The organism is Rhodoplanes roseus, assembly GCF_003258865.1.
GTDB classification, from domain to species: domain Bacteria; phylum Pseudomonadota; class Alphaproteobacteria; order Rhizobiales; family Xanthobacteraceae; genus Rhodoplanes; species Rhodoplanes roseus.
Genome location: NZ_NPEX01000001.1, coordinates 64,842 through 78,997, shown reverse-complemented (window position 1 = coordinate 78,997; position 14,156 = coordinate 64,842). Strand labels below are relative to the sequence as shown.

General features: G+C 63.5%; 16 protein-coding genes and 1 tRNA gene. 6 read left to right on the top strand and 11 right to left on the bottom strand.

Features of this window, described 5'->3' with window-relative positions:
- Positions 1-41: 41 nt before the first annotated feature.
- From CH341_RS00380 to mobA, 3 genes are all read right to left on the bottom strand, one after another.
- Positions 42-2,162, bottom strand: coding sequence for a TonB-dependent receptor family protein (locus CH341_RS00380; protein WP_111417051.1), 2,121 nt, complete (start codon positions 2,160-2,162; stop codon positions 42-44).
- A gap of 47 nt (positions 2,163-2,209) precedes the next feature.
- Positions 2,210-2,584 carry a hypothetical protein gene (locus CH341_RS00375; protein WP_146604328.1) on the bottom strand — a complete coding sequence of 125 codons (375 nt, stop codon included), beginning with the start codon at positions 2,582-2,584 and terminating at the stop codon, positions 2,210-2,212.
- 134 nt (positions 2,585-2,718) lie between these two features.
- Positions 2,719-3,378 (bottom strand): molybdenum cofactor guanylyltransferase MobA, encoded by a 660-nt coding sequence (gene mobA / locus CH341_RS00370; protein WP_281020475.1) that lies wholly within the window; start codon positions 3,376-3,378, stop codon positions 2,719-2,721.
- Positions 3,379-3,652: 274 nt separating this feature from the next.
- Between mobA and CH341_RS00365 the strand changes: the two genes are divergently transcribed.
- Positions 3,653-3,742, top strand: a tRNA-Ser gene (locus tag CH341_RS00365).
- A gap of 340 nt (positions 3,743-4,082) precedes the next feature.
- Here the strand turns inward: CH341_RS00365 and CH341_RS00360 are convergent.
- From CH341_RS00360 to CH341_RS00340, 5 genes are all read right to left on the bottom strand, one after another.
- Positions 4,083-4,991 (bottom strand): MBL fold metallo-hydrolase, encoded by a 909-nt coding sequence (locus CH341_RS00360; protein WP_111417048.1) that lies wholly within the window; start codon positions 4,989-4,991, stop codon positions 4,083-4,085.
- A gap of 50 nt (positions 4,992-5,041) precedes the next feature.
- Entirely contained in the window at positions 5,042-5,428 is a 387-nt protein-coding gene (locus CH341_RS00355; RefSeq protein ID WP_111417047.1) for a DUF302 domain-containing protein, read from the bottom strand.
- A gap of 175 nt (positions 5,429-5,603) precedes the next feature.
- Positions 5,604-6,395, bottom strand: a complete 792-nt coding sequence (locus tag CH341_RS00350) for a sulfite exporter TauE/SafE family protein (RefSeq protein ID WP_111417046.1) — start codon at positions 6,393-6,395, stop codon at positions 5,604-5,606.
- Between the two features lie 7 nt (positions 6,396-6,402).
- Positions 6,403-6,936 carry a rhodanese family protein gene (locus tag CH341_RS00345; protein ID WP_111417045.1) on the bottom strand — a complete coding sequence of 178 codons (534 nt, stop codon included), beginning with the start codon at positions 6,934-6,936 and terminating at the stop codon, positions 6,403-6,405.
- 99 nt (positions 6,937-7,035) lie between these two features.
- On the bottom strand, positions 7,036-7,365 hold the full coding sequence (locus tag CH341_RS00340; RefSeq protein ID WP_111417044.1) for an ArsR/SmtB family transcription factor: 330 nt from the start codon (positions 7,363-7,365) through the stop codon (positions 7,036-7,038).
- Positions 7,366-7,465: 100 nt separating this feature from the next.
- Here CH341_RS00340 and CH341_RS00335 point away from each other — a divergent pair, with 100 nt between their 5' ends.
- Both CH341_RS00335 and CH341_RS00330 read left to right on the top strand, forming a co-directional pair.
- Positions 7,466-8,971, top strand: a complete 1,506-nt coding sequence (locus tag CH341_RS00335) for a multicopper oxidase family protein (protein ID WP_111417043.1) — start codon at positions 7,466-7,468, stop codon at positions 8,969-8,971.
- Between the two features lie 20 nt (positions 8,972-8,991).
- Positions 8,992-9,450: a YgaP family membrane protein gene (locus tag CH341_RS00330; protein WP_111417042.1), complete on the top strand. Its 459-nt coding sequence runs from the start codon at positions 8,992-8,994 to the stop codon at positions 9,448-9,450.
- Positions 9,451-9,489: 39 nt separating this feature from the next.
- On the opposite strand, the gene CH341_RS00325 is transcribed toward CH341_RS00330, so the two are convergent.
- Genes CH341_RS00325 through CH341_RS00315 form a run of 3 tightly spaced genes read right to left on the bottom strand, consistent with a single transcriptional unit; the run spans position 9,490 to position 11,659 of the window.
- Positions 9,490-9,906 carry a hypothetical protein gene (locus tag CH341_RS00325; protein WP_245430793.1) on the bottom strand — a complete coding sequence of 139 codons (417 nt, stop codon included), beginning with the start codon at positions 9,904-9,906 and terminating at the stop codon, positions 9,490-9,492.
- On the bottom strand, positions 9,903-11,219 hold the full coding sequence (locus CH341_RS00320) for a recombinase family protein (protein ID WP_111417041.1): 1,317 nt from the start codon (positions 11,217-11,219) through the stop codon (positions 9,903-9,905). The genes CH341_RS00325 and CH341_RS00320 overlap by 4 nt, the downstream gene beginning before the upstream one ends.
- Complete coding sequence (locus CH341_RS00315) at positions 11,216-11,659, bottom strand: DUF2924 domain-containing protein (RefSeq protein ID WP_111417040.1); 444 nt, start codon at positions 11,657-11,659, stop codon at positions 11,216-11,218. Before CH341_RS00315 ends, CH341_RS00320 begins: the two co-directional genes overlap by 4 nt.
- A gap of 488 nt (positions 11,660-12,147) precedes the next feature.
- Here CH341_RS00315 and CH341_RS00305 point away from each other — a divergent pair, with 488 nt between their 5' ends.
- From CH341_RS00305 to CH341_RS00295, 3 genes are read left to right on the top strand one after another with little or no spacing between them, the layout of a single operon-like run.
- On the top strand, positions 12,148-12,432 hold the full coding sequence (locus CH341_RS00305) for a helix-turn-helix domain-containing protein (RefSeq protein WP_245430792.1): 285 nt from the start codon (positions 12,148-12,150) through the stop codon (positions 12,430-12,432).
- 9 nt (positions 12,433-12,441) lie between these two features.
- Complete coding sequence (locus tag CH341_RS00300) at positions 12,442-13,191, top strand: ImmA/IrrE family metallo-endopeptidase (protein WP_170149404.1); 750 nt, start codon at positions 12,442-12,444, stop codon at positions 13,189-13,191.
- A 38-nt stretch (positions 13,192-13,229) separates the two neighbouring features.
- Complete coding sequence (locus CH341_RS00295) at positions 13,230-14,000, top strand: hypothetical protein (RefSeq protein ID WP_111417037.1); 771 nt, start codon at positions 13,230-13,232, stop codon at positions 13,998-14,000.
- Positions 14,001-14,156: the final 156 nt, after the last annotated feature.

Here is a 14,156-nt window from a genome sequence, read left to right as displayed (position 1 = left end):
GGTCGTGATCAGTTTCGAGAACGTCGACATCGTGTCTCTCCTCACATGCGCCAGCGCAGGCCGGCATAGACGGCACGACCGGTGCCGGGATTGAACAGGGCCGACGCCGTGGTGGCGCGGTCGATGATGCTGGCCGACGAGATGTAGGAGATGTTGCCGAGGTTGCGGCCCTCGACATAAGCCGAGAGGGTGCCGTCGTCGTAGGCCGCCTTCAGGCCCCACAGGACGTAGGGATCGGTGGCGAGCGTGTTGGCGCTGTCGACGAAATAGGCCTCCGGCACCCATTCGAGTGTCGGGCCGAACGAGTATCCGCCCGGATGCTTGTAGAGCAGCTCCGCCTTGACGATGTGGGGCGGCGCGCCGGGCAGCCGGTTGTCGCCGAACACCGGATCGTGGTCGAAGCGGAAGTCGTTGTACGTGTAGGCGACCTGCAGCCACAGCCGGTCCGGCGCCCCGGCCTGCACGGCGAGGTTCTTCAGCAGCGACACGCCGAGCCCGAGCTCGACGCCCTGATGGATGGTGCGGTCGGCATTGGTGACGTTGCAGCTCCCGAAGCTCGAATACAGGCACATCAGCTCGTCGGTGATCTCGGCCCGGTAGAGCGCGACGTCCCAGGTGACGTCGGGCCGCCGGCCGCGGGTGCCGATCTCCCAGGTCGTCGCTCGCTGGGGACGGATGTCGTAGAACGGGATGGTGGGCAGCGTGGGGTTGAGAAAATTCGGCGCGACGCTCTCGCCGAAGCTCGGCACCTCGGCGCTGCGCGAGACGTTGCCGAACACCTGCCAGTCGGGCGCGACGTCCCACACGGCGCCGATCTTGGGGCTCCACAGGCTGAAGCTGGAGCGGCCGTTCAGATCGCCGTTGACCGAGTAGATCACCTCCTGGTCGCGCACCGCGTACAGATACTGCGTGCCGGCGACGATCGAGAGGGTGGGCACCACGTAAAAGGCGTTCTCGGCATAGGCCGTGTAGTTCTCCGGCCGCTGCACGCGCGACGACAGCAGCGCGCCCTTGGCGCCGCCCGTGTTGGCGTACTGGTCGGCCCGGATCGTGCCGTTGAGCACGTTGGCCCCGAGCGTGAAGCGGTTGCGATAACCGAACAGCAGGCGTTCGTCGGTCGCCCGGGCGAAGCCGCCGTAGTCCTCGTAGCGATAGTCGAGCCATTGGTAGATCGGGTGCATCAGATGGCGGTCGACGCCGAACAGGCCGAGCTCGAGCACGGTGCTGTCGAGCTTGATCGTCGTCTTGGTGCCGATCCGCAGCGTGTCGAGGTTGCGCTGCCAGTCGTTGGCGAGATTGTTGGTCGCCGCGGTCTGCGGCGAGGCGAGCGCCTGGTCCTTGGTCACCTCGCCCGGGATGCGCTGGCGGATCGAGTTGGCATTGACGTAGACGCGCGTCTCGACGTCGGGCGAGAACCGGTAGCCGACATTGCCGCTCGCCCGCTCGGCATTGCCCCAGGAATGGTCGCGGTAGCCGTCCTGCATCGAGGACGACACGGTGGCGAAGCCGTCCCACGGGCCGGCGGCACCGCCGTCCGCGGCCTGGCCGCGGACGAAGCCGAAGCCGCCGACGTCGAGGCGGGTGTCGAGCGGGGCCGCGTCGCGGCCGGTCGGCATCACGAAATTGATGGCGCCGCCGAGCGCGTTGGCGCCGAAGCGCAGGCCGTTCGCCCCCTTGAACACCTCGACATAGCGATAGGCGGTCGGGTCGATCTCCTGGAAGTCGCCGTAACCGTCCGAGGTGTTGATCGGGATGCCGTCCATGTAGAGCTGGACGCCGCGCAGGTGGAAGTTGCGGGAGAGGCCCGAGCCGCGGATCGAGAGGCGCGAGTCGTCGCCCCATTTGGGCTCGATCCACACGCCCGGCACCCAGTCGAGGATGTCCTTGGCGGTGCGGGCCGGGCCGGTCTTGAAGGCGGTGTCGGGCACCACCTCGACGGCGCCGGGCACCCGCGCCAGCGCCGCCTCGGCCTGCGCCGTGGTCGGCACCGTGAGGCTGCCCTCGCCGCCGCCGGTGGCCGGACCCGAGGAGGTGCCCCCGGCGGAGGGCGCCGCCCCGCCGTCGACGACGAGCGGCGGCAGCGCGGTGGACTGGGCGAAAGCCGTGGAACAGGCGGCGACAGCCGCCGACGCCGCGCAAAACGCGCGGATCAGGCGTGACATCGGGGATTCTCTCTGCAGGACGTCGGTGGACCGGGCGGGGACGGCGGTCAGACGGCCGGCGGAGGACCTCGGGAGGAGCGGGGATCGCGGCGTCGCGCGCAGCGCCGCGCCGTCGTGCGGACCCGTCGCCGGATGCGGCGGCCGGCCTGCGGAAGCGCGAGGCCCGCCAGCCCGGGCAGCGGCGGTGCCGCGCTGGCGAAGGCGCAGATCGCGCACGGGCTGTGCGGCGTCGGAGGGTGTGAGGTGCCGGAGGCGTCGGGCCCGTCGGGGGCGCCGAAGCAGAGCGTCGCCGCCGCGGCGTCGCCGGCCACCGCCATCTCGGTGGCCACGATGCCGGCCAGCAGCATCTGCAACGCGAGCGCATAGGCGGCCACGAGGCCGACCACGCGACGCAGGCGCTGATGCCGCAAGGCACGAAACACGGTGTCTCTCCCCGAAGGCGGACCGTGCCAGCCGGCCGGCGGCCCGGCAATCCGGGCTAGCCGCTCGCGTCACATAAAGACGTGGAATGATGCATAACCGCAACAGGCGCCGTCACGGAGCACGGGCCGAATGCTCACGCCTCCGGATGCGCGGCCGCGAGCCGTTCGGCGGCGGAAAAATCCTCGGGCATGTTGACGTTGAGGAACGGGTCGAACGGCAGGTCCGGCCAGTCGGCGACGGCGACGCCGTGCCGGTCCATCCAGGCGCCGACCTTGTGCAGGCCCTCGTCGATGACGGCGCGCCGCAGGTCGTGGCGCAGCGCCACCGGCCACAGCGCGACGACGGGATGGCGGCGTCCGCCCGAGCCGGCGCAGGCGAGCGGCCGCCCGGTGTCTCGCGCGACGGCGTGCAGCCGGGCCAGGAGGTCCGCGGGCAGGAACGGGCAGTCGGCCGGGGCGCTCAGCACATGCGCGAGGTCGGGCCGCTGCGTCGCCGCCCAGTCGAGGCCGGCCAGAACGCCGGCGAGCGGCCCGGCGAAGTTTTGGATGTCGTCGGCGACCACGGGCAGGCCGTATCCGGCGAACCGGGCCGGGTCGCCATTGGCGTTGAGGATCACGGCGTCACAGGCCGCGAGCCGGGCGAGCACCCGCGCGAGGATCGGCCGCCCTCCGACGGCCAAAAGCCCCTTGTCGCCGCCGCCGAGCCGCATCGCCCGCCCGCCCGCCAGCACCAGGCCGAGCGTCGGCGGGATCGCCGATCCGGGGCCCGGGCCGGGCGCTGGAGAGGGCGACACCGGAGGGGAGCGCCCGGGAGGGGAGCGCCCGGGAGGGGAGCGCCCGGGAGGGGAGGACGTCGGCTGCGTCGGCATGAGACCTCGATCGCCGCCGCCCGTGCGACCGGGGCGGCGCCCCCCGGTGGCGGATTTTCGGACGCCTGTCCACCGCGGCCCGCCGCGCCTCCGCGTCCGGCCCCGCCGCAGGCCGGCCGTCCCGCGTCCCCGCATGCCGGAACCCCAGCCCGCCCGGGGACTTGCAATCTCCCGCCCGCCTCCGTATCAGGGGCGCTCCGGAGGGGTGGCCGAGTGGCTGAAGGCGCACGCTTGGAAAGCGTGTTTACGGGAAACCGTAACGTGGGTTCGAATCCCACTCCCTCCGCCAGTCCTATCAGACCGAACGCTCTCCGCTGCTGCCGAGTGCGCGCATAAGCCCAACAAACACGGGCTTCATGCGCCAACCTTCCGACCGCGGCGTACTGACTGAGCCCTGAAATTCGCTCTCTGCTAACTTTTTTCTCCGAACCTCCCGACTTTGCGGATTCAGTACGGAATGCTTAAGGTTCTGATTTCAAATCGCATTTTTGTGACGGAAGCCTCCGCACTTTGCAGAAATTCTCGGAGTAGCGGGAGCGATCGGCTTCCAAAGCGAGTATGATCAAGCGGCAGTTTTCAAACGAATCCTCACCTGCGAGGCAGGAATCTGCGACGGCGGTCAGTCTTGATCAGTCCCAGGCTGCTCCATCCAACGCATCCAGCGGAATTTTGAGATAGCATTTGCCATTGTCCTCAGGCTCGGGCAGTCGCCCGCCGCGGATGTTCACCTGCAGTGAGTGAAGGATGAGCTTGGGCATCGGAAGTTCGCGGTCGCGCGCTTCGCGTAACGCGACGAATTCCTCTTCGGTCTTCGCTCGCTTGAGATGGATGTTCTCTGCCTTTTGCTGGCCGACCGTGCTCTCCCAGGCCGGCTTCCTGCCGCCCGGGCAGTAATCATGCCCAGTGAACAGACGCGTGTCGTCGGGTAGAGCAAGAATGCGCTGAATGCTTCTCCAGAGTTCGCGCGCGCTACCGCCCGGAAAGTCGGCGCGAGCAGTGCCGCCATCCGGCATGAAAATCGTGTCGTGGATGAATGCGGCATCACCAATAACATAGGCGATCGAAGCGAGTGTATGCCCCGGCGTGAACAGCACCTCGACATTCATGTTGCCGATCATGAAACGCTCGCCATCGGCGAAAAGCTTGTCCCACTGCGATCCGTCCGCGGGACAACAGCCCGCGATGTTGTAGATGCCTTGCCAGAGTTTTTGGACTTCGACGACTTTCTCGCCAATCGCGGTCGGCACCCCAGTCCTGTCCTTCAAATATCCCGCCGCCGAGAAGTGATCCGCGTGAGGGTGCGTATCGAGTATCCACTCGATCTGGTATCCCTCGCGCGCGATGTAGGCGAGAAGCTCATCGGCGGAGCGTGAGCCAGTCGCTCCGGATTTTGGATCGAAGTCGAGGACTGGATCGATGATGGCGCAGCGCTTCGTCTTCGGGTCCGCGACAACGTACTGCACACTCGACGTCCGTTTCTCAAAGAAGCCGTTAACGATAGGGGGACCGTTGGGCTTTGATGCATTTTGCGTCGCCATGTGGCGGAACTCCGTAGACGAATTTTGACTGTGTGATCCCGTCTTTCAGTTCACAGCCGTTCGATGACTTGCTGCAGTTTCTGCCGGACGGTTTGCGCTTTCTTCTCCAGCTCGGGATTGCCGATCGCCTGCATTGAGGCGACCGGATCGATCGCGGCGACTTCGACTTGGCCCGAACCAAGTTCTTGCACGATCACATTGCATGGCAACATGGTGCCGACCTTGTCTTCCAGCTTCAGCGCCTCGTGAGCGAGCTTCGGATTGCAAGCACCAAGAATCTTGTAGCGACGGAAATCGACGTCGAGCTTACGCTTGAGCGTTTCTTTCACGTCGATCTCGGTGATGATGCCGAAGCCCTCCTCCTTCAGGGCGGCGGTGGTCTTGGCAACTGCGTCATCGAATGAGGACCGCAGTGTTTGTGCGAAGTAGTAGCTCATTATCCATTCTCCTATGTAAGAGGCCTGAAGCGTTATCGCCGGATGTATTTGATGAGAGCCGCAATCGCGAGGATCAAGAGGACAAGGACAAGCAGCCACACGAGCCCCATGCCCCACATTCCGATGCCCATCATGTCATTCATCATCTGTTTCTCTCCTTTGTCGGAGGCCGGACTCACGCGAGCGCGATGATGCCGCGTGCCACCACGTAAACGCCGACAGTCACAACAAGGCTTGCAAAAAGAAGGCTGAGCGCGCGTTTTCGCCGCGCCAGCACGCGGCCGAGCGCAACACCAATTGCTCCTCCCACAACGCCTCCCACGAGGAAAAGTGCGGCGATGCTCCAGTCGATCAGGCCGGAAGCCGCGTAGCTTGCCGCTGTGGTTGCGCCGAAGGCGGCGACCGCGACGAGCGAAGTGCCGATTGCAAATATCAGCGGCATGCCGGTCGCAAACATCAAGCCCGGCACGATGAGGAAACCGCCGCCAATCCCGAAGAAGGCAGACAGAACACCGACCACAAAGCCGATCCCGAGCAGCAGCGGGAGAAGCGTGCGCGCCGTGTCGGCGGTCAATCGGACATTGGGATCGCCAACGCCCTCGCGTGGGCGGAACATCACAAGCCCGACGACGATCATCAGGAGGCCAAACAGGAAAAGCAGCTTTTGACCGTCAAGTGCTTTGGCAAGCTCGGCCCCGAGAAGTGCACCAGCTACTCCAGCGCCCGCGAAAACCACTGCGCAACGCCATTTGACATTCCCGGCGCGTGCGTGCGCGAGGAGATTCGTGAAGGCGCTGCCCGAGACCGCGAGCGCGCTCGTTCCGATCGCGACATGTGGTGGACTCACGCCAACCAGATAGACGAGCAGCGGCACTGCCAAGATCGAACCGCCACCTCCGACGAGCGCCAGTACGAGCCCAACAACGCTGCCAGATGCGGTCGCCAGGAGATTTGTCGCGAGCGGCATGAGAGCGCTACGCGGTCGCGGCAGTGTGCCGCCGCCGATTCCAAGGAGCGAGCGCGAGCAGCCGTGCCATGCCGCAGGTCCCAGTCAGTCCGGCAAACACAAGCCCGGCTCCGATTGCTCCAGCGACTGCATAGAAGGCTGGGTGAACCAGAGCGCCGAAGATCACTCCCAGAAGTGCCAATGTTCCCGCCGCGATCTGGACCTGCCGCATCATTTCGAGGGGCTGGCGCCTGTCCCTCACGATCGGCAGGCCTGCCGACTTCCAGGCCTCGATGCCGCCTTCCAAAACATAGGCTTTTGCGCCGGCAACTGAGGCAAGGCGCCCGGCCGCGGCCGTCGTACGACTCCCGGACCGGCAATGGAAGATCACCACCGTCGCACCGTGAGCATCGAGCGGACCAGCGATCTGCGAGAGAGCATCATGCTTCGCGCCCGGAATACGCTCACGCGCATGCTCGTTCGTCTCGCGTACGTCCACGAGAATTGCGCCACCGTCGATAAGGCGCTTCGCGTCTTCGACCGAAATCGCCTGCGCGGTCATGTTTCCTTCTCCTTTTCCTCCGCAGCCTGGAGGCCGCGACTTTCGGCTCATCGGCCGACATCCGGTGGAACCAACCCGATCCGGAGACTGGCGGCCCGTTCAACCGGCCGCGATGTCTGGGCAGAACAGGTCCTTCAGCAGTTCGAGCACTTTGGCGGCCTTAGGGTCTCCAATGCGGTAATGCATCATCTGCGACTGCCGGCGCGCGACAACGAGCCCGTCCTCGCGCAACCGCGTCAGGTGCTGAGACAGTGCGGACTGGCTTAAGCCGACGGCTTCGGCGAGTGCTCCGACCGTCAATTCCGGGCGCGCGACGAGGTGGCAGAGGATCAGAAGCCGCTTCTCGTTGGCCATAAGCTTCAAAAGCTGCGCCGCCTCCGAAGCCCTCTCCTCCAATTCCGAAAGTTTCGTCAGCTGCGCGACCGTCATCCGAACTATTCCATTAGCATTGACTTAATTAGGAAGCGTTCACATATCTGTCAAGCTCGGCGCTTTTGCGATCTGAGGCTGGAACCGAAGGACAAAACCAATGCTGTCTCGCCGCACGATTCTGACCGGTGCGGCTCTGGCCGGCGCTGGAGCCGTAGCCTCGCATCCGCTCTGGCAAGCTGCCGCTGCCCCTGAGCCGCAACTACTAAAGATTCCCGATCTGATTGATGCTCGCAAAGAAGGACAGTCGCTCGCGTTAAAAGTCCAAACCGGCACCACGGCATTCTTCCCCGGCCGCGACAGCCGAACCTTCGGATACAACGGCAACTATCTCGGCCCGGTGATCCGTGTTCATCGAGGCGATGATGTCGAGATCGCGGTCACGAATGCGCTCAGTGAGGCTACGACGGTCCATTGGCACGGCCTCCTGATTCCTGGCGAAATGGATGGCGGACCGCACCAGCTCATCCGCCCCGGCACCACGTGGCGCCCGGTCGTTTCCGTGCGCCAGCCGGCGGCAACCCTCTTCTATCATTCGCACGTGCACGATCGCACCGCGGAACAGGTCTATTCGGGTTTGACGGGAGTCCTGATTGTCACGGAGGACAGCGAGAAGGCGCTGGGGCTGCCCTCTGAATACGGCGTCGATGACCTGCCACTTGTGCTGCAGGATCGGCAGTTCGAGGACGGGCGGCTCGTCGTTCCCCAGGGAATGATGTCGCTCATGATGGGCAGACGCGGTGACACCCTCCTCGTGAATGGCACGCCAAATCCAGTCGCTCGTGTTCCGCGTCGGCTTGCGCGCCTCAGGTTTGTCAACGGCTCCAACGCCCGCATCTTCAATTTGGCGTTTTCAGACGACAGGGCGTTTCATTGGATCGCGTCGGAGGGTGGACTTCTCGAACGCCCGGTTGAGCTGCGATCGCTGACCCTCGCCCCTGGCGAACGAGCCGAGATCCTCGCGGATTTCTCGGACGGACGACCAGTCGCATTGGAAACCGGAGCTGACCTCAACATGCCCATGATGATGGGAATGCAGAGGCGTCTCCGAAGCTTCTTCTCCGATCTCCTCGGCCGGAGCCGCGAGCACATCCTCAGATTCGAGCCTCAAGGCGGTGCGTCGGGGACTAAAGCGGCTGTCCCCGAACGTCTCGCCGAGCACGAGCGCGTTGACGCTGCGCAGGCAGTCAGGCGGCGGCGATTTGTGCTCAACATGGGAATGGGAGGCATGATGGGCGGCAGGGGAGGCATGATGGGTGGTGACCGGGGCAGCGGCATGGCCATGCACGGGATCAATAGCCGGGCCTTTGATATGAAGCGGATCGACGAGCAGGTCCGGCTCGGCGACATCGAGATCTGGGAAGCCTCGGGTGAGATGATGGCTCACCCGCTCCACATCCACGGCGTACATTTTGAAGTGCTGAGCCGCGACGGCGGGAAGCCCACTGTTCGCGACCAGGGGCTACGAGACACGGTGTTGGTGAAGGAACCCGTCGAGTTGCTCGCCCGCTTCACGCAGGCGGCGACCAAGGCACCCTTCATGTACCACTGCCATATCCTTGAGCACGAGGATAACGGCATGATGGGACAGTTCACAGTCGGCTGAGCGCTCTCCGAGGAGGCACCATGATTCCGAGCACTGTCGAGCGAGTACCTCAGAGCACCTCAAGCGAGGTAAATCTCCGCATCGAAGCGCAGATAGCGGAAAGCGTCCGACAGCACGCGGAGCACCCTGAAGCGATCGACCACCACTTACAGGAGCTGAATCGCGAGTGGGACATCGAGCGTACACTTGAGGCGAATGCCTCGGCGCTCGGCTTTATCGGCGTGATGCTCGGCGCGTTCGCAAGCCCCTGGTGGCTGTTACTCCCCGCGATCGTCACCGCGTTCCTATTCCAGCATGCGATCCAGGGCTGGTGCCCTCCGGTTCCGATCCTGCGCCGGCTCGGCTTCAGGACGGAGCGAGAGATCGACATCGAAAGAAACGCCCTCAAGGTGCTCAGGGGCGATTATGGTGCCATCGGACCAGACGTTCGTGACCACGACACGCGAGCGAGCCACGCGTTGCAGGCAGCACGGTTGTAGCACCGGCCCCGATATTCCTGCTCGCGCGGAGGATTGAATTTAAGCTATCAGGTGAAACGCTTCTCGTTGAGCCCGCCACTCCACCGGGAATCGCTTCATCAAAGTTTCCAGCTGCAGTTCTGAAGATTGCCGGCCGTTCAGTATCGTTTCAACGATTTCCGGCGCTAGCAATGTCAATCTCAGAACACGTCCGACGTAGGCCTCATTAATCCTTTTGGCGCGAGCGATCTCTCGTACGGTCGAGCACTCACCGCCTTCCAGCATCCCCCGCCAACGGAACGCCCGAGCGACTGCCTTGACCATCGCATTGTCGATCCGGCGATGAACGGAGACTGAGGTTAATGACGCACCAGTCGGTGCCAACACAAGCTTGCGGCCACCGCGTCTCTTGATAGAAATCGGCACCCTTACGGTGACAGTTCGCCCGTCGTCCATGATCTTCGGCTTGGCCATCATGCTGCCCTCCGCTGGTCCGGCTGGATTGCGCTCAAGTCCGCAACGAGGCTCGTCAGCCCTTGCGTGCGCAGGCGGATGTCCGCACCTTCCATGCTGATGTCGACGCGCTCGACCAGCAACTGCACGATGCGTGCCTGCTCGGCCGGGAACAATTCGTCCCAGAGCGGATCGAGCCGTTCCAATGCTTCCCGCACATCGGCTTCACTGAGACCGTCCAGCGCTTGCCGCGCAATACGCCACGTGCGCACGATGATCTCGGGAGAGCGCAAGAGGCCGCGCACCTGGTCGATGACCGCGCTCTCGATCTCAGCCGCGGGCACACGACGCACCGGGCAAGCCTCGGCGTCGCGTTTCAGCACGTCGGTAGAGACGTAGTAGCGGTACAGCTTGCCGCCTCTGCGCGTGTGGGTGGGCGTCATCGCCCTCCCGGTCGGTCCGAAGATTAGGCCCTTCAGCAACGCGGGCGTCTGTGTCCGCGTCAGGTTCGCGCGATGACGGGGGCTCTGCACAATGATGCCGTGGACCTTGTCCCACAGGGATTGGCTGACGATGGCCTGGTGCTCGCCCGGATATGCCGTGCCCTTGTGCACGGCCTGGCCGACGTAGACGCGGTTGTTCAAGAGCTTGTAGACGTAGCCTTTGTCGACGAGCTTGCCCTGCTTGCCCGTGACGCCTTCCGCGCGCAACTCACGCACAAGTTCGGTGGCCGAGCCGATTTTGATGAAGCGCTGGAAGATCATACATACCGTCGCGGCCTCGGCCTTGTTCACCACGAGCTTACGATCCTTCACGTCATAGCCGAGCGGCACGAAGCCGCCCATCCACATGCCCTTCTTGCGAGAGGCGGCGACCTTGTCACGAATGCGCTCGCCGATCACCTCACGCTCGAACTGCGCGAAGGAGAGCAGGATATTGAGCGTAAGCCGCCCCATCGAGGTGGTCGTATTGAATGACTGCGTGATGCTGACGAAGGTGACGCTGTTGCGGTCGAACACGTCGACGAGTTTGGAGAAATCCATGAGCGCGCGGCTGAGGCGGTCGATCTTGTAGACCACAACGACGTCAACCCGCTGAGTTTCGATGTCGGCGAGCAAGCGCTTCAGGGCCGGACGTTCCAGCGTTGCACCGGAGATCCCTCCGTCGTCATAACGATCGGGTACCAGCATCCAGCCCTCGGCCTTCTGGCTGGCGATGTAGGCCTCGCAGGCCTCGCGCTGGGCATCAAGAGAGTTGAACTCCTGCTCCAGACCCTCCTCGCTGGATTTCCGGGTGTAGACCGCGCAGCGGAGTTTGCGAACGATCGGCTTCTTCATGACGCAGCCTGCCGGTTTTTCAGGCCGAAGAAGAGGAGCCCGTTCCAGCGCGTGCCGGTGATCGCGCGCGCGACGGCAGAAAGGGATTGGTAGGGCCGACCCTGATATTCGAAATCCTCGTCACGCACCGTGACGCAATGCTCGATGCCCTGATACTCGCGAATGAGGCGTGTCCCGGCGATTGGTCGGTCCTTGGCGGATTGCCGGCGAGCCGGATTTCCACCGTCGACGTCTTGGGCGATGGCTTTGAGCTTCTTGATTGTCTCGGGCTTCAAGCCACCGTAGGCGAGCTCCTGGATGCGGTATGCGAGCCGGTGTTCAAGGAAGCGCCGGTTATAGGGCGGCGGTTCGGTCTCGAACAAATCCCGCCATTGCTGCTTGAGACTGGCGATGGGTTGCGTCTTCAGCGCCGCCAGGCGCGCCAGCACAGTGTCCGTCATGCATCGACCTCCAGAGAATCCAGGGTGGCATGACCGCTCTGGCTGGCGGGGCAGTCGAGCGAACTCTCTCCGTGGTGGGCAGATAAAGGACTGGACTGTCGATCGAGGAGCCGCATTAGCCCAGCCGCCAGAATGTCGGCGATTTGGTCCAGCCGTTCCGGGGCAGTCATGAGATCGGGACGAAGCGCGTTGCTCATCGCGGCCAGCGGCACTCTTCCGAGGGTGATCAGACCTCAGCACTACACGCGTATCTGAGCGTTTCGTAAGCGGATTCAATGCGTTGTCGTAAACTTTCGGCCACAATGGTAGGGGGGCGAAAGGCCGAGAAAAGCAGCCGCGCACAGCACTGGGGTGCCCGAATCAGATTCGACTCGACTCTGCCGGCCAAGAGAACATAATAAGAACATTCCGTAACGAGGTCCGCCGGCCACCCTTTGCCGTCCGGACTGTCAGAGCGGTTTGCTGATTTGCATAAGGAGGCAAAAACGATGGCGACGGAGGCGTTGAGCTTTGGTGCATTCATTCGCCAGCGCCGCAATGAACGCGGCCTGACTCTCCTAGACGTCGCCGCCGCGCTAGAGATTTCGATCCCGTATCTGTCCCGCATTGAGCGTGACCGCGAAAAAGCGCCGCGGGACGAGTTGATCCGTGATCTCGCGAGCATCCTCCACATGCCGGAGGACGATGCATTCGCAGCGGCGCGCCGGCTCCCGCCTGACCTGCAGGGCCGAGCCGCTGAGGTCTTTGCGCTTTATCGCCGCCAGTCACGCTGAGGAATGTCGATGCTGATCCTGAATTATCCCCACGTCCGATCCTCCTTGGAGCCGAAGCGCTTGCGCAAAGAGGAAATCTGGCAGGTCGGCGAAGCGGCGCGCTCGCAGATCTGTGGCGCAAGTCAGCGGCCGAAGGTCGAGCTAGCGCGCATCGTCGCGCGAGCCAAACATTTCAAGGTGAACGGGCTGAGCTTCGAAACGCACTGGGAGCTTGGGCGCGCCGTCACTGACGACGCAGGTGCCGCTGTGATGGGGGCAGTTGAATATGATGAGAGCTGGCCGACGGCCGCGATGATCTACGTGAATGGCGAGGTCATCGGTGATCGCGACGATCTTGCCCGCAGCACCGCCGTCCACGAACTCGGTCACGCAGTGTTTGATGCACCATCCTGGATCCAGTGCGGGCGCTCTCTATCGGCCCGCGGCGTCGCAACCCCGCCGCGCCATTTCCAGCAATTGGCACCCGGCGAGGCCGACAGCAAGTCAACGATCGATTGGCCCGAATGGCGCGCGAACGAATTCATGGGAGCGTTTCTGGCGCCGCGTCGCCTGTTGCACCGGCACATGCATAAGCGAGCGGCGGCGCTCGGGATTCCTCTGATCAGCATGGATAGGGACGAGGACCTGCCTGTCGTCAACGGACCAAAGGCCGGTTTCGATGCGGTCGAAACGCTCGCGATTGAGCTCGCTGAAACATTCGGCGTGTCGATTCCGTTCACGCAAGTTCGCCTGCGTAAATACGGACTGGTAACTGCGTAATGACGTGATTGCCGCAGAGCGATCAGTTGGAGACTGGAATGGGCCTGCCACCGAAGAGCTATTTCCATCTGACCGAGATCGCGGAGCGATGGAGCGCATCGATCCAGGATTTGGCCTGCTACACGCTCGACGGCTTGCTGGAGATCGCAATCATGACGATCGGTACGCGTGTCGAAATTGGCAGATTTGAAATGGGTGATCGAGGCGTCTTCCGGTTTCCAGAGGGCGAAAAAATTCTTCACGGCCCCCAAGCGGTCGTATCATCTGATCTCTGGCCAGTGTTTCGCACTGGTGCGGGCAAGATCAGTCGGTTCAAACCCGGGAAGACGGGCGGCTATATCGATCTTTCCGAGGACATCGAGCCTATGGCGGTCACGTTGCAGGATCTGCTCGTCACGCGCGCGGAGCGTGATCGTTTCGAGGGAGCTCATGGGCTCTGCGGCGCCGCCACAACCGATGAGCCATCGGGGAATGCGAGTGAAGAACGTGCGTTCCTCCAGCGCAACAATTACGCTGAGGTCGTGATCAACGGCGAAGCATTCCGCCTCGGTCTTCTGCAAGCGTCAATCGTCAGAGAACTTCATCGCGCTTCCCAGAGCGACAATCCCTGGCGCCACGGCAAGGAACTGCTGGCCAATTCCAATGCGCAAACGATGCGCATGGTGGATCTCTTCAAGACCAAGCAAAACTGGCGGACACTGATCGCGTCAGATGGGCGCGGCTACTATCGACTGAATTTGCCGGACCGGCCGACGCCACGACCGTCTCACAGCGCCTATCGTCGGTTCAGATTTGCGATTGCCGTTTGATGAGATCCCATGGCACACGACCAGTGGCGTGATCCTGCCGCTGGGGCCGGCGGCGCCGCATCGCGCTGAAACCACTTCAACGTTCCACGGGCTCCGCTGTGAGGCGCTCCCGATGTGTGTTAACGGATTTCGTGTATTCCTGTATCCGCCGCGCAG